Annotated in this window: 19 protein-coding genes and 1 pseudogene; 14 read left to right on the forward strand and 6 right to left on the reverse strand. The window is 37.6% G+C overall.

The features are described from left to right. Positions 1-11: 11 nt before the first annotated feature. Genes MKZ30_RS05270 through MKZ30_RS05295 form a run of 6 tightly spaced genes read left to right on the forward strand, consistent with a single transcriptional unit; the run spans position 12 to position 8689 of the window. Complete coding sequence (locus MKZ30_RS05270) at positions 12-605, forward strand: DUF624 domain-containing protein (RefSeq protein ID WP_002357898.1); 594 nt, start codon at positions 12-14, stop codon at positions 603-605. Further along, complete coding sequence (locus MKZ30_RS05275; protein WP_033600709.1) at positions 598-1515, forward strand: acetylxylan esterase; 918 nt, start codon at positions 598-600, stop codon at positions 1513-1515. The genes MKZ30_RS05270 and MKZ30_RS05275 overlap by 8 nt, the downstream gene beginning before the upstream one ends. After that, positions 1496-2260, forward strand: a complete 765-nt coding sequence (locus tag MKZ30_RS05280; RefSeq protein ID WP_002365532.1) for an endonuclease/exonuclease/phosphatase family protein — start codon at positions 1496-1498, stop codon at positions 2258-2260. The genes MKZ30_RS05275 and MKZ30_RS05280 overlap by 20 nt, the downstream gene beginning before the upstream one ends. Before the next feature lie 4 nt (positions 2261-2264). Beyond that, positions 2265-4415, forward strand: a complete 2151-nt coding sequence (locus tag MKZ30_RS05285) for a glycoside hydrolase family 3 N-terminal domain-containing protein (protein WP_033600708.1) — start codon at positions 2265-2267, stop codon at positions 4413-4415. Between the two features lie 17 nt (positions 4416-4432). Next, on the forward strand, positions 4433-7708 hold the full coding sequence (locus MKZ30_RS05290; RefSeq protein WP_033600707.1) for a GH36-type glycosyl hydrolase domain-containing protein: 3276 nt from the start codon (positions 4433-4435) through the stop codon (positions 7706-7708). A gap of 15 nt (positions 7709-7723) precedes the next feature. Next, positions 7724-8689 (forward strand): LacI family DNA-binding transcriptional regulator, encoded by a 966-nt coding sequence (locus tag MKZ30_RS05295; RefSeq protein WP_002382203.1) that lies wholly within the window; start codon positions 7724-7726, stop codon positions 8687-8689. A gap of 32 nt (positions 8690-8721) precedes the next feature. Here the strand turns inward: MKZ30_RS05295 and MKZ30_RS05300 are convergent, their stop codons facing one another. Further along, positions 8722-9252 (reverse strand): DUF5067 domain-containing protein, encoded by a 531-nt coding sequence (locus MKZ30_RS05300; RefSeq protein ID WP_002384665.1) that lies wholly within the window; start codon positions 9250-9252, stop codon positions 8722-8724. Between the two features lie 270 nt (positions 9253-9522). Beyond that, on the reverse strand, positions 9523-10236 hold the full coding sequence (locus MKZ30_RS05305; RefSeq protein ID WP_002366529.1) for a GntR family transcriptional regulator: 714 nt from the start codon (positions 10234-10236) through the stop codon (positions 9523-9525). Positions 10237-10478: 242 nt separating this feature from the next. Between MKZ30_RS05305 and MKZ30_RS05310 the strand changes: the two genes are divergently transcribed. The 3 genes from MKZ30_RS05310 (at position 10479) to MKZ30_RS05320 (ending at position 13918) form a co-directional block, all read left to right on the forward strand. Further along, on the forward strand, positions 10479-11912 hold the full coding sequence (locus tag MKZ30_RS05310) for a glycoside hydrolase family 1 protein (RefSeq protein ID WP_002382205.1): 1434 nt from the start codon (positions 10479-10481) through the stop codon (positions 11910-11912). Between the two features lie 24 nt (positions 11913-11936). Continuing rightward, entirely contained in the window at positions 11937-12986 is a 1050-nt protein-coding gene (locus MKZ30_RS05315) for an oxidoreductase (RefSeq protein WP_002382206.1), read from the forward strand. A 473-nt stretch (positions 12987-13459) separates the two neighbouring features. Next, positions 13460-13918, forward strand: coding sequence for a DUF441 domain-containing protein (locus tag MKZ30_RS05320; RefSeq protein WP_002357887.1), 459 nt, complete (start codon positions 13460-13462; stop codon positions 13916-13918). Between the two features lie 38 nt (positions 13919-13956). Here the strand turns inward: MKZ30_RS05320 and MKZ30_RS05325 are convergent, their stop codons facing one another. The 3 genes from MKZ30_RS05325 to efbA all read right to left on the reverse strand — a co-directional run bounded on the left by MKZ30_RS05325 (position 13957) and on the right by efbA (position 16503). Next, on the reverse strand, positions 13957-14298 hold the full coding sequence (locus MKZ30_RS05325; protein WP_002391631.1) for an iron-sulfur cluster biosynthesis family protein: 342 nt from the start codon (positions 14296-14298) through the stop codon (positions 13957-13959). Between the two features lie 73 nt (positions 14299-14371). Further along, positions 14372-14635, reverse strand: a complete 264-nt coding sequence (locus MKZ30_RS05330; protein WP_002382208.1) for a hypothetical protein — start codon at positions 14633-14635, stop codon at positions 14372-14374. Positions 14636-14790: 155 nt separating this feature from the next. Beyond that, complete coding sequence (gene efbA, locus MKZ30_RS05335; protein ID WP_002416118.1) at positions 14791-16503, reverse strand: fibronectin-binding protein EfbA; 1713 nt, start codon at positions 16501-16503, stop codon at positions 14791-14793. 219 nt (positions 16504-16722) lie between these two features. On the opposite strand from efbA, the gene MKZ30_RS05340 reads away from it, so the two are divergent. The 5 genes and pseudogenes from MKZ30_RS05340 (at position 16723) to MKZ30_RS05360 (ending at position 22559) form a co-directional block, all read left to right on the forward strand. Then, on the forward strand, positions 16723-17382 hold the full coding sequence (locus MKZ30_RS05340; RefSeq protein ID WP_002419831.1) for a hypothetical protein: 660 nt from the start codon (positions 16723-16725) through the stop codon (positions 17380-17382). Positions 17383-18421: 1039 nt separating this feature from the next. Further along, positions 18422-19411, forward strand: a complete 990-nt coding sequence (gene trpX, locus MKZ30_RS05345; protein ID WP_080280021.1) for a tryptophan ABC transporter substrate-binding protein — start codon at positions 18422-18424, stop codon at positions 19409-19411. Positions 19412-19435: 24 nt separating this feature from the next. Continuing rightward, complete coding sequence (locus MKZ30_RS05350) at positions 19436-20335, forward strand: ABC transporter permease (RefSeq protein WP_033601325.1); 900 nt, start codon at positions 19436-19438, stop codon at positions 20333-20335. After that, positions 20319-21086: an ABC transporter ATP-binding protein gene (locus tag MKZ30_RS05355; protein ID WP_002357878.1), complete on the forward strand. Its 768-nt coding sequence runs from the start codon at positions 20319-20321 to the stop codon at positions 21084-21086. The genes MKZ30_RS05350 and MKZ30_RS05355 overlap by 17 nt, the downstream gene beginning before the upstream one ends. Positions 21087-21156: 70 nt before the next feature. Further along, positions 21157-22559, forward strand: a pseudogene (locus tag MKZ30_RS05360) (IS3 family transposase). 76 nt (positions 22560-22635) lie between these two features. Here MKZ30_RS05360 and MKZ30_RS05365 read toward each other — a convergent pair. Next, positions 22636-23097 carry a threonine/serine exporter family protein gene (locus tag MKZ30_RS05365; protein WP_002357877.1) on the reverse strand — a complete coding sequence of 154 codons (462 nt, stop codon included), beginning with the start codon at positions 23095-23097 and terminating at the stop codon, positions 22636-22638. Between the last annotated feature and the right edge of the window lie 10 nt (positions 23098-23107).

The following is a 23107-nucleotide window of genomic DNA, read 5'->3' on the forward strand; positions in this document are numbered from 1 at the left end:
TCTCTTTTAATATGAATAAGCTATTTGCATATGAAGGTTGGTATTATCGGATTTTTTCTTTTATTGCCAACTTGATCATTATTAATTTTCTCTTTTTAATTACCTGTATAACAGGCATCTTTAGCGGTGTCGGCTTAATTGCGTTGTATCGAACGATCTATCGTTTGTATCGTGAAAAAGATATTCCTGTTTTGCGAACGTTTTGGACAGCATTAAAAAATAACATCATGCGAGGTTTTATTTTAACAGGTGTCTTGTTCGTTGCTTTTTTACTGGGCGGTATTGTCGTAACAAGTTTATTTAAAATAGCCACTAGTTTAGGTTTCTTAGCTATTTTTCTATTAAGTTTTGTTGCATTATTTTTGACGAGTTTTCTTTTTCTCTTTTCCGTTTTTAATTGGTCCGTTAAAAAGACACTAGGTGAGACGGTTTATGTGGTCTTAAGTAATAGTGCAAATGCGATTATTTTGTTTATTTTACCTCTTTTAACGTTTGTTTTTTTCTATAAGCTTAATTTGTTTTTATATATTGCGTTAGGATTCGGGACAACGGCTTTTCTTCAAGTTGCGTTTTTTCAGAAAGTGTTAGGTGTGGAACATGAATGAGTATTTTGAGTTTTGGCAAAAGACCAAGGAAGAACTTCAAAAAATACCGCTAGATATCCATCGGCGGGTCATTGACTATCCATTGGAAAATGTTCAAGTGGAACAGGTCGACTTTTTAAGTTTCCTAGGTGAGCGCATCTTTGGCTATTTGTTACTTCCTAAAACGGCGGGGAAACAGCCAATAGTGATTGACTGTTTAGGCTATATGAATCATATTCAAGAACCTTGGCAATTTGCTCATTGGACACAAATTGGTTGTGCTTGTTTTGTCATTGATAATCGAGGTCAAGGGGGATTAACCAAAGATCGCGTGCCATATCAAACAATTTGGCATGAAGCACCAATGGGACGAGGATTTCTAGACAAAGAAGATTGGTACCAACGCCGCTTGTTTGCCGACCATTTACGTAGCGTAGAAGTGGTGCGTACCTTTACTGAAATTAATCAGGACCAAATCATTCTTCGTGGTGGTTCCCAAGGGGGCGGCGTAGTGTTAATGGTGAACAGTTTAGTCGACTTCCCGATTTTAGCTACTTTTGCAGATGTTCCAAGTCATTCTTGTTTAGAAAATCGAGTAGCAGAAGGAACGGGGTCGTATCAAATTATTCATCAGTACTTACAAGAGCATCCCCAAGCGCATGAAAAAATTGCCGAGGTTCTTCCTTATTTTGATAGTCGCCACTTTGTTTCGCAAATTAAAAATCCAGTCTTTGCTTCTGTTGGGAGTCACGATCCGATATGTCCAATGAAAGATTTTTTCCCTTCTTATCATCAGATAAAGGCAAGAAAAGCAGTCAGAGTGTATTGGAAAAAAGGCCATGGTGGCGGTGAAACAACCCAGATCCGTCGAGAGATGCGTCAAATTCAACAACTATTGCAGGAGGTTAAAAATGAAAATAGCTACGTATAATGTCCGGGTAGATACAGAGTATGACCAAGATTGGCAATGGTCTTTTCGTAAAGAGGCTGTTTGTCAGTTAATCAATTTTCATGATTGGAGCCTTTGTTGTATTCAAGAAGTACGACCGAATCAAGTCAGGGATTTAAAGGCGTATACAACATTCACCTGTCTTTCTGCGGAAAGAGAAGGGGATGGTCAAGGAGAAGGACTAGCGATTCTCTATAACGAACAAAAAGTTCAGGCTATTGATACAGGGTATTTTTGGTTATCTGAAACACCTCAGCAGCCAAGTATCCATCCTGAAGCTGGCTGTCCAAGAATTGCTTTGTGGGGACTATTTAAGGAAACGACTCAAAATACGCCTTTTTTAGTCATCAATGTTCATTTGGATCATATTTCAGCTCATGCTCGTTTAGCAGGAATGACCGTTATCTTAGAGGAGTTACATGACAAAATTGCACAGTATCCAACTTTATTAATGGGCGATTTTAATGCAGAGTCGGGGGAAGAGGTTCATCAACTTGTTCAAAAAAAATTTCAAGATAGCAAAAATTTAGCTACTCATTATGGACCAAGAGGAACATTTCAAAATTTTACTTATACAAAACCTTGGGCGGAATTAGAAGAAATTGATTATATTTATGTAAAAGGTTGGCAAGTACAGCAAACCGCAAGTTTAACAGATAGTATCGATGGACGTTTTCCCTCCGACCATTTTCCTTTAGAAGCAGAAGTATGTATTGAAGAAAGGTGAGAGTATGAAAGAAAATCAACTGATTCAATTAGTCGAAGAAATGACAATTGATGAGAAAATTAATCAATTATTACAATTAGCAGCAGCGTTTTATTCAGATAAAGCAGAAGAAAAGACCGGCCCTATGTCAGAGCTAGGACTAAGTCAAGAAACGATTGATACGGCGGGGACAACATTGGGTGTTTCTGGTGCAAATGAAGCAAAACGTGTTCAAAAAGAATATATGCAAAATCATCGATTAAATATTCCAACACTTTTAATGGCGGATATTATTCATGGTTTCAGAACCATCTTTCCGATTCCTTTGGCTTTAGGAAGCACTTGGGATGAAGCAGCGGTTGAAAAAATGGCGGAGATTTCAGCAAAAGAAGCTGCTGTTTCAGGATTACATGTAACCTTTTCACCAATGGTTGATTTAGTGCGCGATCCACGTTGGGGACGTGTCATGGAGTCAACAGGTGAAGATCCATTACTCAACAGTCGCTTAGCTGCTGCAATGGTTAGAGGTTACCAAGGAGAAAATTTAAAAGAGGACAATTGGCGAGTAGCCGCGTGCGTGAAGCACTTTGCGGCATATGGTGGTGCCTTAGCTGGTCGGGATTATAATACGGTAGATATGTCTGAACGGCAGCTAAGAGAAATGTATTTACCTGGCTATAAAGCTGGATTAGATGCGGGTGCAAAACTTGTCATGACGTCCTTCAATACAGTGGATGGGATTCCTGCTACAGGCAACCAATGGCTGTTTAGAGACGTATTACGAAATGAATTTGGCTTTGAAGGAGTTGTGATTTCAGACTGGGGAGCGATTAAAGAATTAATTCCTCATGGTGTTGCCAAAGATGAAAAACAGGCAGCAGAATTGGCTATCAAAGCTGGTGTAGATATTGAAATGATGACCACGTGTTATCCAGATTATTTAAAAGAATTACTTGAAGAAGGCCGGATTGCTGAAACACTTATTGATGAAGCAGTTATGCGAATTTTAAAACTAAAAAATGAGCTAGGCTTATTTGAAAATCCCTATCGTGGTGCGGATGAACAAGCGGAAGCAGAAGTGATTTTAAGCAAAGAACATCGAGAAATAGCTAAAAAGATTGCTCAAAAATCAATGGTTCTTTTAAAAAATGAAAATATTTTGCCTTTTACACCGCAAGAAAAAATCGCGCTTGTCGGCCCAGGGGCCCAATCACAAGATATTTTAGGGGCTTGGTCATGGCAAGGAAAGAAAGAAGAAGCCATTTCCCTCATGGCTGGGGCCAAAAAATTAACCACAAATCTCCTAGTTGCCCAAGAACCCTTTGATTACTTTGAACCGACCGCGGCGGCCATTGAAGAGGCTTTAACGTTAGCTAGTCAAGCAGATAAAGTAGTAGTGGCACTAGGCGAAACAGATTGGATGAGTGGGGAAGCTGCCAGTCGCAGTGATATTCGTCTACCCGAAAAACAATTAGCAGTAGTGGCACAAATTATTGAGAAAAATCCCAATGTTGTTGTCACGGTCTACAGTGGCCGGCCCTTAGATTTACAAGGGATAGATGTTGCAAAAGGAATTGTGCAAGCTTGGCAACCTGGAACAGAAGGGGGCAATGCGCTAGCAGAAATTTTGTGGGGACAGTACAATCCAAGTGGTCGTTTAAGTATGTCGTTTCCAGAAACGGTTGGTCAAGTGCCAATTTTTTACAATGTCGACAATACGGGGCGTCCTTATGAGTCAGCACCAGAAGAAAAATATGTTTCTAAATATTTAGATGTCTCTAATTACGCTAAATATCCCTTTGGATTTGGCTTAAGTTATAGTCATTTCTCTTATCAACCAATTCAACTAAGTGCATTAACATTTACCAAAGAACAACCAATCACGGTCTCTGTTTTAGTAAGAAATGACAGTCCAATCGCTGGAGAGGAAACCGTGCAATTTTATGTACGTGATTTGGTGGGACAAGTGGTTCGCCCAATTAAAGAGTTAAAAGATTTCCAAAAAGTTTGGCTGGAACCAAAGGAAGAAAAAGAAGTTCAGTTTCTTCTTTCAGAGGATATGGTGCGCTATGTTCATTTAGACAATCAGGTAACCAGTGATGCAGGTGAATTTATCGTAATGATTGGTGGAAATAGTCGCGATGTACAAACCGCAACAGTCACGTTAAATGAATAAGATGGGAAGGATAAGTTATGCAGATAAAGAAGCTTAAGCAAGCAGACACAGTCGCTACATTTCTAGAGACAGGTGATTTAAAAGAATTGAATAGCTGTGGCATGATGATTAATCAATTAGAAGGAAATCCTTTAGACGGCAGTATGAATCAACTCTATTTGCGGATAATTACAGGGGACACAATTAATTATCGACCAATGATTGGTTCCAACAGTAAAAGTGATTTTTATCTTTCAGATAACCAATTGACATGGCAGGGCGAATTTGAAGCGGTTCGTTACCAAGTTGACTTTCGTTTGGGGCCAAGCAATCAATGGTTCTGGCGGGTTAATGTCACTGGAACTGGCTTAGTAGATATTGTTTATGGTCAAGATATTGGCTTAGCGACAAAAGGAGCCGTTCAGTCAAATGAAGCGTATGTGTCGCAGTATCTTGATCATCACATTTGGCAAGAGGGCGAAGAGCTTGTTGTTTTATCAAGACAAAATCAACCGCAAAATGAGAAGTTTCCAGCCCTTATTCAAGGGAGTTTTCAAAAATTAGTAGGCTACTCAACGGACGGCTATCAATTTTTCGGACGTTCATTTAAACAAACAAACACACCAGAAGCATTGGGGAAAAGATATTTAGCAAATGAAGTCTATCAATATGAATTTGCTTACACCGCTTTACAAACGGAAGCCATCCAATTAACGAATGAAAGTAAGGAATTTGTTTTTTATGGTGCGGTAACAGAAACACATCCGCAAGCATTAGCTGAACCTTTTTTATCGAAAGAAGACTTACAAGCTATTTATGAAACTGTGACATTCGATTCATTAGAAGAAACACAGGACTTTCCTCCGAAACTTTTAGGAGAACCTATCACAGGAAATCCATTAACAGAAGAAGAGTTGGCCGCACTTTATCCCATTCAGACACAAATTGAAAAAGTAGCAGGTCAGACGTATTCCTTTTTCACGGAAAATTACCATCACGTTGTTCTTCAAGAAAAAGAAATTGCCATGGAAAGAGCACATGGCCACATTTTATTAAGTGGTAAAGGCTTAACGGTTGACGAACCTTTGCTCAGTACGACAGTGTATATGTATGGCATTTTCAATTCACAAGTAGTTTTAGGAAATACGACCATGAACAAATTAATGAGTAATAGCCGAAACGCTTTAAACGTTATGAAACGCTCTGGTCAACGAATCTACATTTTAGAGAATGGCTTATGGCGCTTACTAACAATGCCTTCTGCTTTTGAAATGGGGTTGAACTCTGCTACGTGGTATTATAAGTTGCCAAAGGATACAATTCGAGTACGCACCTTCACTTCGCCTGATTCAAGAGTGATTCAATTGGAAGTGACCAGTCAAAAGGATGCATATATGTGGGCTGTTTCTAACCATTTGTTATTAGGACCTGAAGAAGTCCCAACCTATCAATTAGAACAAACTGGCAAAACACTTCGAGTGACGGGAAATCATTCTGCTACAGAAAATTATTACCCAGAACTAACCTATGCATTGACAGTTGATAAATCATTTCAAGTAACCGATAGCACATTATTTGGTGGAGCTGAAGCAGACTTATTAGTCTTGGCAATCGAAAAGACCCAAAAATTTTCACTACTTATTACGGGCAGTATAGAGGACCAATCATTAGTCAATTCACCATTAGATTTTGAAAAAGCAGAAAGTCAATATTTGGCATTCATTAATGGCTTGTTGCATCATTTTGAGTTAACACACACAGACTCAAGTGTGCAGCAAATGAATCAATTAACTCGTTGGTATACTCATAATATGCTCGTTCATTATTTGTCGCCACATGGCTTAGAACAATATGGTGGAGCAGCTTGGGGCACACGAGATGTGTCGCAAGGACCGACAGAATTTTTCTTTGCGACGCAACAGCCTAAGATCGTGGCCTCCATTATTCAGCATCTATTTGAAAATCAATTTGAGGACGACGGCAACTGGCCGCAATGGTTTATGTTTGACCGATACGAAGAACAAAAAGCCAGTGAAAGCCATGGCGATATTATCGTCTGGCCATTGAAAGTAGTGACTGATTATTTGGAACAAACCGCAGATTATTCAATCTTAGCTACGGAAATCCCTTATACAAGTCGCAAAGATAATCACAAAACAAAAGAAACAGCATCTTTATTTGAACATTTGAAAAAAGAAATAAATTATATTGAACAACATTTTTTACCAGAAACTTTTCTATCCTGTTATGGTGACGGCGATTGGGATGACACGTTACAACCTTACGATAATCGTCTTAAAGAGCAAATGGCTAGTAGTTGGACCGTTGCCTTAACGTATCAAGTGTTGAAAAAATTTGCGGCTTTAATTACGGAAATTGATGCTACTTATAGTCAGCACTTAACAATTTTAGTCGCAGGAATAAAGAACGATTTTCAAAAATATATGTTGGCGGATGAAACGATTCCAGGGTTTATTTATATGGAAACGCCAGAAACTTTTGAACAAATGATTCACCCAAATGACCAAAAAACAGGGATTCAATATCGATTATTGCCAATGACTCGTAGTATGTTAGCTGAATTATTAACACCGGAACAAGTAAGTCATCATTTAGAAATTATTGAAAAAGAATTAACGTTTCCTGATGGCGTGCGCTTAATGAACAAACCAGCGAACTATCGAGGCGGTGTGAGCACTAATTTTAAACGAGCAGAACAGGCGGCTAATTTTGGTCGCGAAATTGGTTTACAGTATGTTCATGCGCACATTCGCTATACAGAAGCGATGGCGAAAATTGGTCAGCGAGACAAAACCTGGCAAGCATTAATGCAAATCAATCCAGTTCAATTAAAAGAAGTGGTTCACAATGCAGAGTTACGTCAAGCCAATGCCTATTTTAGTAGTTCCGATGGCGATTTTAAAACAAGGTATGAATCACAAGAAAATTTTGGTAAACTAAAAGATGGAAGTATTGGGGTAAAAGGTGGCTGGCGAATTTATTCAAGCGGGCCGGGAATTTATTTAAATCAATTAATTACAGCTGTTTTAGGGATTCGGCAAAAGGCACAAAGCGTGGTTTTTGATCCCATGTTACCAGAAAAATTGTCTGGTTTAACACTAACTTACCAATTGTTTGATAAACCTGTCACATATAAATTTTATCCAAATCAGTCAGCGAAAATAGTTATCGATGGTCAAGAAGTTCCGTTTAAGTTTGAAGAAAACCCTTATCGAGAAGGGGGAATGGAAGTTCAAAAAGACGAGGTGCTTTCATTATTAAATGAAGCAAGTGTTATTGAAATTTACCATTAGAAAGGAGAGTAGTCCATGGTAGGAATTAAAGATATTGCAAAAAAAGCAGGCGTATCAATCTCGACCGTTTCTTACGCATTGAATGGTAGTTCAAAGGTAACTGAAGAAACACGAACGCGCATCCAAGCAATTGCTGAAGAGCTAAACTATGTTCCTAACATGGCCGCTCGCACATTAAAACGTCGTCAAACTAATATTATTGGTGTCTATTTGGCCGATTATGGCGGTAGTTTTTATGGTGAATTGTTGGAGGGAATTAAGAAAGGCTTAGCACTGTTTGATTATGAGATGATTGTCTGCAGCGGTAAAAAGTCACATCTTTTCATTCCTGAAAAAATGGTGGATGGGGCAATTATTTTAGATTGGACATTTCCAACAAAAGAAATTGAAAAGTTTGCTGAACGTGGCCATTCGATCGTTGTCCTTGATCGAACCACTGAGCATAGGAATATTCGGCAAGTTCTCTTGGATAATCGTGGCGGTGCCACGCAGGCAATTGAGCAATTTGTCAATGTGGGTTCAAAAAAGGTTCTTCTGCTTTCTGGACCAGAAAAAGGTTATGATAGCCAAGAAAGATTGGCTGTTAGTACACGAGAATTAACTCGTTTTGGGATACCTTATGAAATTATCCAAGGCGATTTTACCGAACCTTCTGGCTATGCGGCTGCTAAAAAAATTTTGAGTCAACCACAGACAGAACCAGTCGATGTTTTTGCTTTTAATGATGAAATGGCGATCGGTGTCTATAAATATGTTGCAGAAACAAATTACCAAATGGGGAAAGATATTCGGATGATTGGTTTTGATAATTCTGAACTAGGTGCGTTTGTGCAACCGCGATTAGCAACAATTGCCTATTCTAAACATCGATGGGGCATGGTGGCTGCAGAGAAAATTATTCATTTAATGCGGGGAGAAGCTGCTGAGAGCGAACACATTTACACACGTTTTATAGAAGGAGAATCTTTTCCATCTGAATAATAAATAAAAAGTTTGGTCCAATGCTAGCTAAGCTAGCGGACCAAACTTTTTTCTGTAATGGTAATTTCTTCTGATGCAATGGGTTCATCCAGACTGAGAAGGCGATCTCTAAATTTAAAATGGACCGGCTTGTTCTCATTAATAAATTCATACGGGTAAGCGCCTTGGATTGTTTCACCAGGATTGATTTCATCTGCTAAACGATCTAATTTGTCTTGGAAAGGTGAATCTGTTAAGACTGCATATTGTAAATTTTGGGCTTTTCCGTGGACAGTTTGACTAACTTCCATAAAACTTTGAATCATTAGCTGAATATTTTGTGTTTTTTCGGTTGTATTGGTTAATTCAAACAGGACATAAAACATTGGTTTGCCTTGATAATCTTTTCCTTTATGCAAGGCAGTTAAGGCTAAACGCCCATCTGGAACCAACAATGTTCGATTTTCATACGTCCCAATACTTGTCGCCAACACTTCATCAGGTGCGGGCGCACTTTGACTTGCTGGGCTGCCACTTACAGTTGAACAAGCACTTAATAAGGTACTTAGAACGAGTAAGCTCATTAAAATGTAGGGTTTCCTCATATAAAGTCCTCGCTTTGGTTGATTGACTATGTAAAAAATAAATTGCTTGTATCTGTATTAAAAAGAGTGCTACAAGCAATATTTTAATCGTACTTCTAGTAAATAGCAATACTTTTATCAAAATTCATGTTTGGAAATATAATTTGAAAAATATTTTTAACTAGCAGAAAAACATTTCTAACAAAAAGTATTGGCTCAAAGTAAAGAGATCGTTTTGTTAGAAATGAGAAATGGCAACATAAAAGTTTCCTATTTTTCTGCAATTAAGACAGTTTCAAAAGTGAATTCACTAGGAATATGATTCGCAATTGAGTATTCAAAAATATGCCCGTTGCCTAGGTAAGCAATTTGTTCTGCACGCATCAGGAAATCATTATCGGTTAAGTTTAAATATTTTTTTTCCAACGCAGAAGGACGAATCCCAGAAATGCTGACCCGCGCACTTTGAATTTTTTGATGCAATTGTTCCGAAATATATTGATAAATGGAGACTTTCAATTCTTTCATTGTCAAGTTCGGAATTAGGGCAACGGGCATCCAAGTATATTCAATAATTGAGGGCACATCTTCGATAATCCGTAAACGAATAATTTTGTAGACTAACTCTTCTTCTGTAATACTTAATTTTTCAGTCACCCAAGGCTCAGGTACTTCTGTTGCAAAGCCTAAAACCACGGATTCAACTTTTCCATCGTAGGTTGAGTAAGTGCCGGTTAACGGAGAAAATTTAGTAATGGTTCGATTTTGAAAGTCTTGAACAAAGCTGCCCGAGCCACGTCGTCTGACAACATAACCTTCTTGCACAAGCAAATGTAAGGCTTTTGTAATGGTTAGTTCGCTGACCTGATATTTTTCTGCAAGAAGACGACCTTGGGGTAACTTTTGATTAATGGGATAAACACCTGCTTCAATATCCTGTTTTATAGCTGCATAAATTTCTTTATAACGTGTATTTGTCCGCATCAGAGTCCTCCTTTATCACCAGTATTTCTTTCATTATACCATGAATTTAACATGTTAAAACTATATATTTATTTTTAACGTAACCACTTAATAATCAAGTACTTAAATAAAAGTAGTTGACTTATTCTTTTTAAAACTATATAGTTTTAAAAGTAAACAGAAGAACTTATTGATCTAATTGGTACTTTTTGTGAAAACCTTTTACAATAAAAAGGCAGCACAGAAAAGAGGGAGGAATGACAATGGAACATCATCAACTAAAAGCATTTCCGCAAGATTTTTTATGGGGCTCTGCTTCGGCAGCTTATCAAGTAGAAGGTGCTTGGAATGAAGACGGCAAAGGCGCATCTGTTTGGGATGAATTTGTTCGGCTACCAGGAAAAACGTTCAAAGAGACAACTGGCGATTTAGCCGTCGATCATTATCATCGTTTCAAAGAAGATGTGGCTTTAATGAAACAACAAGGTTTAAAAGCATATCGTTTCTCGATTGCATGGACACGAATTTTACCTGAAGGGCGTGGTCAAATAAATCAAGCGGGACTGAAATTTTATTCAGATTTAATTGATGAGTTATTAGCGGCAGGAATTGAACCAATGGTAACTTTATATCATTGGGATTTGCCAGCTGTTTTGCAAAAAGAATATGGTGGCTGGGAATCAAGAAAAATTATTGCTGATTTTGTGGCCTATGCGAAAATTTTATTTGACGCTTTCCGTGGCAAAGTTCGCTATTGGATTAGTTTAAACGAACAAAATGTGTTTACTTCGTTAGGTTATCAATTAGCCGTGCATCCTCCCGGCGTAACAGACAATAAACGGATGTATGAGGCCAATCATATTGCTAATTTAGCCAATGCAGCAGTGATTAATGCGTTTCATGAATTAGAAATGCCTGGCAAAATTGGCCCTAGCTTTGCTTATACGCCTGTTTATGCCGTTGATGCGCATCCTGCCAATGTTTTAGCGGCAGAAAATGCAGAAGATTTGTTGTCGCATTTTTGGTTAGATGTCTATCTTTGGGGAGAATACCCAATTGCCGCATTAAATTACTTACAGGAGCAAGGTGTGGCCCCAACGATAAAAGAGGGCGATTTAGCGTTACTACGTTCAGCCAAACCTGATTTTCTAGGTATAAATTATTATCGGACGGATACGGTTGCTGCTAATCCATTAGATGGTGTTGGAATAGGGAAGATGAATACAACGGGTGAAAAGGGTTCTGAAACGGAATCTGGGGTACCGGGTTTATTTAAAAAAGTAAATAATCCATATGTTGAACGAACGAATTGGGATTGGGCCATTGACCCGCAAGGTTTGAGAATTGCCTTACGACGATTAGCTAGTCGCTATCAAGTGCCTATTTTAATTACTGAAAATGGGTTAGGCGAATATGATACCTTAACAGAAGATAAACAAATTCACGATACGTATCGCATTGATTATTTGCGAAGCCATATCCAAGCGATTCAAGAGGCGATTACGGATGGCGTTTCAGTTATTGGTTATTGTACATGGAGTTACACCGATTTACTGTCGTGGCTTAACGGCTATCAAAAGCGTTATGGTTTTGTCTATGTGGATCAAGATGAAACACAAAAAGGTTCCTTAGAAAGAATCCCGAAGGACAGTTATTATTGGTATCAAAAAGTCATTGAAACAAATGGACTTATCTAATTATAAGAAAAGAGTGTGGAAAATATGACAGTAAAAATGGGGTTTATTGGATTTGGTAAAAGTGCCAACCGTTACCATTTACCTTACGTAATGATTCGAGAAACACTAGAAGTGAAAACGATTTTCGATTTACATGTTAATGAAAAAGCAGCAGCGCCCTTTAAAGAAAAAGGCGTAAATTTTACCACTGACCTTAATGAATTATTGACGGATCCAGAAATTGAATTGATCACAATCTGTACGCCTGCGCATACACATTATGATTTAGCCAAACAAGCCATTTTAGCTGGTAAATCAGTGATTGTGGAAAAACCATTTTGTGATACGTTAGAACATGCAGAGGAATTATTTGCTTTAGGGCAAGAAAAAGGGGTAGTAGTGATGCCTTATCAAAATCGACGTTTCGACGGCGATTACCTAGCGATGAAGCAAGTAGTAGAGCAAGGCTTTTTAGGAGAAATCAATGAAGTGGAAACACATATTGATTATTATCGACCAGGAAGTATCACGGAACAAGGACCTAAAGAAAATGGTTCGTTTTACGGACTAGGCATTCATTTAATGGATCGCATGATTGCTCTTTTCGGGCGTCCAGATCAAGTCACTTATGATATTCGTAATAATGAAGTGAGTGAGGCAGTCGATAATTATTTTGACGTTGATTTACATTATGGTTCAAAATTAAAAGTAAAAGTTAAAACGAATCATTCTGTCGCTAGTCCGTATCCACGTTTTATTGTTCATGGTAGCAATGGCTCGTTCATCAAATATGGCGAAGATCAACAAGAAAATGATTTAAAAGCCGGAATCATGCCGGATGCACCAGGCTTTGGAGAAGATTCACCAATGTATTATGGAGAAGTGACCTACCGTAATGGCAATGGCGACTGGATTAAAAAACAAATTAAAACGCCTGTAGGTGATTACGGTCGTTATTATGATGCCGTCTATGAAACGTTGAGAAATGGTGCACCGCAACTAGTAACTAAAGAGCAAGCATTAACTAACATCGAAATTTTAGAAGCAGGTTTCCTTAACCCAAGTCCAAGTGTTTATCGTTTGAAAGAAAACTAAAACGTATTTAAATGACTTGAAAAGTGCCTGCCCTACAGTCCAGACAACTGTGGGGCAGGCGCTTTTATTTATAAAGAGTTGTGAATTTTAATATAAGAAACGTATGTTGTTAGTGAAAATAAAAAAAGGAAAGACATCTTAGTAGCACTACTTCCCCAAGAATTGCTACTAAAATGTCTTTTGTGATGCTCGCTCAATTGAAGAGCCTTAAATAGGATATCGAATATCCAGTATAAATGCAAGTAAACTACTTTATAGTTAATATTAGTATACTTCATAAAATAATTTTTCAAAGAGAAAAAGGCTTGTTATGAGAAAAAATTAATTTTTAACTCGTTTTTTCTAAGCAAGATTCGGGTGAAAAAGACAATAATTACTGAAGCTGAATGGTAATTAAAGAGGTTCTTTGCTAAAATAGGAAAGACAAGAAAGTTTGGTTAACGAAAGAACCAAATCAGAAAGGAGGACAACCAGTGGAAAGTTGGCTTTTTTTACTACTGATTGCCTTGATTGCGTTTGTTGCAAAAAATCAAAGTTTATTAATTGCGTCAGTTGTTGTGCTTGCTTTAAAGGCTTTACCAAATAGTGCGAAAATCATGTCGTGGTTGTCAGATAAAGGCATTAATTTAGGCGTCACAATTATTTCAATTACTATTTTAGTCCCGATTGCTACAGGACAAATTGGCTTAAAGGATTTAATCCAATCATTCAAAACACCGATGGGATGGTTGGGGATACTTTGTGGAATTCTGGTGGCTGTTTTATCCTCAAAAGGAGTAGGTTTAATTAATCAATCGCCTGAGATTACGGTGGCCTTAGTTTTTGGAACGATTCTTGGCGTCGTTTTTTTAAAAGGAATTGCAGCTGGTCCGATTATTGCATCGGGCATGATGTACGTAATCATTACTACCTTTCAAGCCTTTCAACACTAAAAAAGCAAACAAAACGCGTAAACGTTTTGTTTGCTTTTTTAGTGTTGATAAATGTCCACATTACTATCTAATATGCCACTTTCATTTTTTAAAGTAATGGTTCCCGCATTCGGATGAATCACTAGCTGTAAATGCCCTGTTAAAAACATTTGGTCATACGTCGAAGTATAGACGTGAAAAGAATCATTAGCAATTGTTTCGGTATAAGGCGCTTCTGCTTGATCAACAGGAACGATAATGAAACGATCGCCAATCATACAACAACCTTCTGCGGAAGAATAAGGATTAGAGCCATCATTTGCTACCAACAAGAAGGTGTTCGTTTCAGTTAAGAAAGGGGCTAAACGTTGTTTTACTTCTTCAGAAATAGTCAGAGACATTTGCCTCACTCCTTTAAATAGTATGTAAAAGGAAGAGGGTAGCTTGTCGCTATGCCGCTCTTCAAAGGTTTTGTTATTTGCTTGTTTCTTTACTGCTTTTTTTGAAAAGAGCAACAGAAAAGGCGACAACTAAGACAACTGTTGCAGCTAAAACAAATGGATTTTTTGTTGCTGATGTGAACCCTAGGACTGTTGAACCAATCGCACCTACGTAAGATAAAATAATCGCTGCTTTCTTTGGTGTTGAAAGTTCTGTAAAGCTATCGCGGAAGGCGACACCTAAACCTAAAGCGCCAATAAAGGCAAACATCCCAAAAATAATGTGTAAAAAGACCATGAATTTCACCTCCAACAGTCAGTATAGAGAGAAATAGCTAGTTTGTAAACTAATTGAGCTTACTTGTGTTATTTATCACTTGATAAATGTTTTTGCCAATGCAAAAAAACAACGTACGATCAATCGGCAGTACGTTGTTTTTTAGTTTAATATAATTAGGAAGTAGAATCCTTATTTTGCTGGATTTTTTTGATCGATTCTTCTGTTGGCGTCACATATAACGTTCGTTGGTTTTCATAAATCACATAACCTGGTTTTGCTCCATTGGGTTTATGCACATGTTTTACTTGGACATAGTCAACAGGCACTTGTGAAGAAAGTCGATATTTTGAAAAATAAGCTGCTAGAAGTGCGGCTTCAGTAAGGGTTTCTTCGCTAGGATGTGCGTCACGAATAATTACATGAGATCCAGGAATATCTTTGGCATGGAGCCAATAATCAGTTTTTTTAGCGGTTCGTAAAGTTAATTGATCATTTTGCAAATTGTTTTTTCCAACGAGAATAGGTGTGCCATCTGTGGCATAAAAAAGATCGGGTTGGCTTTTTTTCGGCTGTTTTTGTTTTTTATTTTTTTTACGTTTTAAATAGCCTTGCTCAATCAGTTCTTCACGAATCACTTCAATGTCCATTGGTGTCGCAATTTCAAGTTGTGCCACAACTGACTCTAAATAAGAAATTTCTTGTTGCGTTTGCTGAATTTGTGTCTTAACAACTCGGACAGCATTTTTCAATTTTTGATATTTTTGAAAATATTTTTGTGCATTTTGATTAGGTGAAAGTGCAGGATTTAGTGAGATACGCAACGGTGCATTTTCTTCATAATAATTTGGTAATTCCACCTCGGTGGCTCCTTTTGGGACTTGTGCCATGAAGGTTGTTAATAGTTCTCCGTCGCGACGGTAATTTTCAGCGTTTTCTGTATCGGCTAAGGTTTGCTGTAATTTTTTAAGTTTCTTTTGATTTCTTTTTAGTTCATTTTCAATTTTGCGAATTAGTTCGCCGCCTTGTTGTTTGACACGGTCTTTCTCTGCTTTACCAGAATAAAAGGCATCTAGTAATTCACTGAGTGTCGGATACGTTGTTTGTTCACCAGCTAATGATTGATAAGGAATGGGCGTAAAATATTCCTTTTTTTCAGTGACGGTTAATGTCGGTACAACAGCTTCAGTGACTGAGGACCAAAATTCCGTCCAGATGGCCATTTTTTCATTTGGTTGTGCAAGTAAACGGGCACTTAATTCGTCTGCTGTATCTTTGCCTAGACCTTGGAAATGCTGTTGTAAATAGCGTCCGTTTAATTCAGGAGCTGTAGAAAGAAGCGCAAAGACTTCTTCTTTTGAAGCCGTGAGCGGATTAAGTCCCATTGGTTTTGGCGGTTCAATATAAGTTGCTCCAGGAAGCAACGAACGATAACTATTTTGGCTCATTCCAATGTGTTTTATCGCATCTAAGATTTTTCCAGAAGATTGGTTAACTAAAACGATTGTACTGTGACGTCCCATTAATTCAACAATCAAAACAATATTTTGTAAGTCACCTAGTTCATCTCTTTTTGAAAAGGTGAAGTGAATCACGCGATCATTTTCTATTTGTTGAATCGTTTCTAAAATGGCACCGTCCAGAAATTTTCGTAACATCATCACAAAATTAGGAGGTGTTTCTGGATTGCTATAGGTAATTGTAGATAGTTGTATGCGCGCATAACTAGGATGTGCTGATAATAATAATTTATGGTTTTTACCTTTCGCACGAATGACTAAAACGACTTCGTTTTCATAAGGTTGATGGATTTTTGAAATCCGGCCACTTACGAGTGTTTCTGTCAACTCATGAACCATGCTATGAGTAAATACGCCATCAAATGACATAATAAATCCCTCGTTTCTTTCCGACTAATAGCTTTATTATAGCGGAGTTTTTGAATTTAAGAAAGAAGCTTGTTAAAAAGGAGTTGGGTTTTCCTTAGAAAGCTGGGGAAGTTTGCTGGTTTTTTTAGTAATTAAAGCGCAAGGGTAGGCAAGAAAGAAAATGATTAGTATAATAGATAAGAACTAAAAGCGAGGAGCGATTAGAAGTTGAATAATTTTATGGAAGAACTAAAAGAGGCATTTTATGAATTAAGACAAAGAAAACTGTTAATGATTACCGCTATTGTAGCATTAGTATTAATAATTGGCTCAATCATTTTTATTCCAACGATGCAGAAAAATATTCGAGCTGCTCAAGTTGAATCGTTAGTCGCAGGACCCATCAAATCAGAGAAAGTCAGTGTCTTAGATTACAAAACAGCAGATAAGAAAATCCAAGAAACAGGAGCCATGTCAGTCATGTTTGCTAAACCATCTGGCAAGCAATACGATCAAATGGTGAAGCTGTTTAATTCAGATAAAATGAATGAATTTCATCGTTCGCTGTATATCTATCCGTTAATTTATAATGCTGGCAAAGCACAAGAGCAATACAATGTTAGCGGCGATGAGATTACGCTTGTTTTCTTTGAAAATGGCAAAGAAAAGACACGGACGGTTGTCGAAAAATCTATGGATTTAAAAACACAATTAATACCAGAATTAAATCGATTACCGATGGCTGGCGTTTTGAAAGACCAACAAAAGGCAGCCCAAGAAGCTGAAAAAGAAGCAGCAAAGAACGCTGAAACACAGACGACGACCAGCACGACTGGCGTTGCTCAATCTACTGAAACGACGACAGAAAGCACTGATACAGTACCAGAAACTGGTGAATAATAGCTAGCTATGTTAAACTTAGATTGTAGAAAGTTTTAAGGAATTAGAAAGAGGGGATTTTCGATGGCATTAGTAATTTCAATGACGATTTTAGTAAGTTTATGGCTGATTCAATCGCAAAAACAAGCAGTTAAAGTTCCCGTGAAAATTGAAAGAAACCGAAACAATTAAGTGGTAAATATGCTGAAATAAAGAAAAACGAGCCTCTCATAAGAGTGGCTCGTTTTTTAGAAGTAAAAGAAATGCAAGAAAATAAAAACTTTTTCTTGACGAACAAAATCAATATAGTGTAGACTACCTTTAACAACATAACTAGGAGGGGAAATACATGACACAATTATCTAACGTAAAAGAAATGCACCAATCATGGCAAAACTGGCGTAGATAGTTGTATGTATGATTCTTTCATAGATACAACTTTAGAAGACTTATTCTAAAAAGTGTATCTATGCTGGTTATATTCAAGAAGAAAAAACGACCACATAGAGGACCCATCTATGTGGTTTTTGTTTTGCATAAAAACAACGACCACTCCTAAACACTTAGGATAAGTCGTTGTTTTTTTGCTACGAATCACTACGATTGGCACGAAGTGACAGAGTAGATGATGAGTAGTACAAGGTGAACGAAGAGAACGTTGTCCCATTCGTAGAAAAGTGCTCCTGCGATTCTCACCAAAGTTGCGATCCTCGTCGCAGTTAAATCCTGACAAGCACTACGATTGGCACAAAGTGACAGAGTAGATGCAGGCTGCGCATACTCGCCGCAGTTTGGCCTTCAAGAGTGATGAGTAGCACAAGGTGAACGAAGAGAACGTTGTCCCATTCGTAGAAAAAGTACTCCTGCGATTCTCACCAAAATTGCGATCCTCGTCGCAGCTAAATCCTGACATTTGTAAAAAAGTGTTCCTAGGATTTTGACTAAGCAGAGGATTACGAATCTCAGTTTCACTTTCAACGGAAGAAACGCCCTATAGATAATGGTTTTATTATTAAAAAGAAAAAGTTGCCAAACAAAAGGGCAGTTAGGAGAATGCAAAATGAAAAATAAACGTTTAACGTTTGTCGTGTCTTTATTAGCTATTTATTTAATTGGTGCTTTTTTTGTGAATCAAAAAGTGACGAATTCAAAGAAAAAAACAGTTACTGTAGGGGTTTTGCAGTTTGTCAGTCACCCCGCATTGGATGAAATTTATAAAGGTGTTGAGGAAGGGTTAAAGGAAAATGGCTATGACAAAGGCAAAAACTTAGAAATTATTTTTCAAAATGGTCAAGCCGACCAGAGTAAGTTAGCAATCATGAGTCAACAATTAGTACAAAAAAAGGCAGACGTTTTAATTGGCATCGCCACGCCAGCTGCGCAAGCGTTAGCCAACACTACCCAAGAAATCCCAATCATTTTAGGCGCCATTACGGACCCTGTTAGCGCAGGATTGGTGAAAGACAATCAAAAGCCAGGCGGTAACATCACGGGTGTTAGTGATCAATCACCTTTGTCAGCCCAGATGGATTTACTAAAAGAATTGGTACCAGCTGCCAAAAAAATAGGTATTCTCTATGCTTCCTCAGAAGAAAACTCTCGATACCAAGTAGCTGAAGCGCAGAAAGCAGCTGAAGCCAAAGGATTGACAGTGAAAACATATGCTGTGCCATCAAGTAATGAAATTGCACAAACGGTTCAAGTAATGACTAAGGAAACAGATGTGATTTATATACCAACTGATAATACGATTGCTAACGCCATGCAAACGGTAGTCGGAGAAGCAAATCGAACCAAGACGCCGATTATTCCTTCGGTGGATACAATGGTAGAACAAGGCGGTTTAGCAACTGTTGGGATTAATCAACATGCGTTGGGGGTACAAGCCGGCAAAATGGCAGCAGAGGTTCTGTCTGGAAAAAGTCAACCAGCAACTACACCCATTTATACCTTTAATACAGGCGACGCAATTATCAATGAAAAACAAGCGCAAAAGTTAGGAATTACGATTCCCGCAGAGTTAGCAAAAAAATCGAAATTGATTAACTAATTATCAAAGAAAGTAGGAGAAGCGATGATTGTTTCAGCAATTGGACAAGGAATGTTATGGGCCTTGTTAGGACTAGGTATTTTTATGACTTATCGTATTTTAAATTTTCCAGATATGACCACAGAAGGTTCATTTCCGTTAGGAGGGGCGGTTTGTGTAACTGCCATTACAACAGGGATTTCACCATTTGTAGCGACTCTTTTAGGGGTCGGAGCAGGAATGCTTGCCGGTTTAGTGACTGGTTTACTATTTACAAAAGGAAAAATTCCAATTATTTTAGCAGGAATTTTAGTGATGTCTGGTTTAAATTCCGTGATTTTATTTGTGATGAAATCGCCAAATAAGTCTTTATTAAACCAACCGAAGATTCAAGATGTTTTTCAAAAAATGGCCTTACCAGATTATTATGATACTATTTTTTTAGGGATTAGTGTTTTGGCTGTGGTAATGATTTTACTGTTATTTTTCTTTAACACTAGTTTAGGACAAGCCTATATTGCGACAGGTGACAATGAAGAAATGGCTCGCTCGATTGGCATTCAAACGGATCGCATGAAAATTTTAGGATTGGTTTTATCGAATGGCTTGATTGGCTTATCTGGCGCTTTGATTGCCCAAAATGATGGATATGCGGATGTAAGTAAAGGAACCGGTGTCATTGTGATTGGCTTGGCTTCACTCATTATTGGTGAAGTACTGTTTGGAGAATTAACATTTGGTGAACGGCTGATGGCGATTGTTGTAGGGAGTATTATTTATCAACTATTGATTTTATTAGTGATTAAATTAGGCTTTGATACGACGTATTTGAAAATCTTCTCAGCAGTGATTTTAGCAATCTGTTTAATGATCCCACAATTGAAAAAAGCATTACGACTACACGGCTTTTCTGATAAGGAGGAACGAAATGAAACCAGTTGTTGAATTAAAAAATGCGACAAAAATCATTGATAATGGGATGAACGAAAAAAAAGTGATTTTGGATCATGTGAACTTAGCCATTTATCCTGGGGACTTCATTACTGTTTTAGGTGGAAATGGCGCAGGCAAGAGTACGCTATTCAATAGTTTAGCAGGAACTTTGACGCTAACAGAAGGACAATTTTTAATTGAAGGAGTCAATCGCACCAATCTTTCTGAAGTCAAACGGGCCAAATCTCTAGCGCGTGTTTTTCAAGATCCTAAAATGGGGACAGCACCAAGAATGACTGTGGCAGAAAATTTATTGCTTGCCATGAAACGCGGACAAAAACGTCCCTTAACATTACGGAAGATAAATGAGCAACGCGCCTTGTTTACAAAAATCTGTCAAGAAGTTGGCAATGGCTTGGAAAATCATCTGGATACACCGACAGGTAACCTTTCTGGCGGTCAGCGCCAAGCCTTAAGTTTATTAATGGCCACTATCACAAAACCAGAATTATTACTTTTAGATGAGCATACTGCTGCCTTAGATCCCAAAACATCCAAGCAGTTGATGCACTTAACGGAACAACGGATTGAAGAAGGGAACTTAACTTGTTTGATGATTACCCATCGAATGGAAGATGCTTTACGATATGGCAATCGTTTAATTGTTTTACAAAAAGGTAAAATTGTTCAAGATTTAAACGCTGCTGAAAAAGCACAATTAACGCTACAAGATTTGTTGCTGTTCTTTGAAGAAGTAGAATAAAAAACAAGCTCGTTTTGAGCCGACCCCCAAAAGTTAGACCTAGAAATCTAACTTTTGGGGGTTTTTTTGTATGGCAAAATACAGTTTTGAATTTAAACTTAAACTTGTTCATGACTACTTATCTGGTCAAGGAGGTCTAAGGTTTCTCGCAAAGAAGTATGGGTTTAAAGATAGTTCTCAAATAAGCAAATGGATAAATGTCTATAAAGAACTTGGTGAAGAAGGCCTACTTCGCAGTCAAAAAAATAAGAATTACTCTGTTCAATTTAAGCTAGATGCGATAGAGTTATATTTAACAACAGAGTTGTCCTATCAAGAAGTAGCTAATCTTCTAAAAATGAACAATCCATCATTGATTGCGAATTGGCTTAGAACGTATCAGAAGTTTGGTATAGAGGGACTCTCTAAACAGAAAGGACGTCCACCTACCATGCCTAAGAAGAAACAAAAGGAAAGCCAACCATTACCAAGTGAACGATCTCAAGTAGAGAAACTAGAAAAAGAAAATAGAATGTTAAAAATTGAGAATGCCTATTTAAAAGAATTGAGGAGACTGCGTTTAGAGGACGAACAAAAAATGAACGAATCGCACGAATCATTCACAGTCTCCGAAGACACTTTCGATTAAAAGATATTTTGGAAACCCTAAGGTTTCCAAAATCTACTTACATGTACTGGCAAAAACGCCTCGACAGAACAGCTTCAACACAAATCATTGAAGAAGAAATTCAAGCGATTCGTAAAAAACATCAACATTATGGCTATAGAAGGATGACCCAAGAATTGAAACGACGTGGATTTCAAGTGAATAAAAAGAAAGTCCAGCGATTAATACAAAAGTTAAAGTTACAAGTCAAAGCTTTTACTAAGAAATCCAGAAAATATAATTCCTATAAAGGAACCGTTGGTAAAATCGCTAAAAATTTGATTCGTCGCCGATTTAAAACCTCTGTTCCTCATCAAAAAATTACAACTGATGCAACTGAATTTAAGTACTTTGAAGCAGATAACGCAGGCATCTTTCGTCAGAAAAAACTATACTTAGATCCATTTATGGATATGTATAATAGTGAAATTCTAAGCTATAGCCTTTCTACTCAACCAAATGGTAAAACAGTTATGGAAGGTCTGAAAGAAGCAATTTCTCAAACAAATGATTGTCCCTATCGGCGCACCTTTCACTCTGATCAAGGCTGGGCTTATCAAATGAATGTCTATATACAAACATTAAAGGACAATAATATCTTTCAAAGTATGTCTCGAAAAGGAACCTGTTTAGATAATTCTCCTATGGAGAATTTCTTCAGTATCCTAAAACAAGAAGTGTACTATGGAAAAATCTATCAAAGTCAAAATGAATTGAGAGAAGCAATTGAGAACTACATTTATTATTACAATCATCACCGAATCAAAGAAAAACTTAACTGGAAAAGCCCAGTAGAATTTCGACAATTCAATCAAAAAACTGCATAAAAAATAGAGTGGAAAAATCCACTCTATAAAAAGTCTAACTTTTTGGGGTCGCTACATTTTCTGAGCTTGTTTTTTTTTATTTTTTGACCAATCGGAAGAGTCGCTTGGGGAAAAAACGTTTGACAATTCGTTCCAGTAACGATGTCACCATAAAGCCCGCTGCGATAGCTGCAGCAGTAAAGACAACTTTTAAAATCAACTGCAACCCGTCATCAATGTTTCCTAACAAAATGCTCCGAACCGCTTGATAGGCAGGGCCTCCTGGCACTAAAGGAACCAAACTAGGAATATAAAAAATAATCATCGGCATTTTTTTGTAACGAGAAAAAAAGATACTAGCGATCCCTAACCCGACCGTTCCTAAAAAGTTTGCAAAGGTTTGACTAGCATCAAAAGTTTGCGTTAAGACATAATAAATCATCCAGCCTGTCATGCCAGTAATGCCACAAGCCACCAGTGCTTTACGAGGAATGTTCGTAATAATACCAAACGTCACAGTCGCTAAAAAACTAAAGAGAAGATGAAAAATTAGTTCCATTTGAACACTC

Source organism: Enterococcus sp. LX10 (genome assembly GCF_023539285.1).
In the GTDB taxonomy this organism is placed as follows: domain Bacteria; phylum Bacillota; class Bacilli; order Lactobacillales; family Enterococcaceae; genus Enterococcus; species Enterococcus faecalis.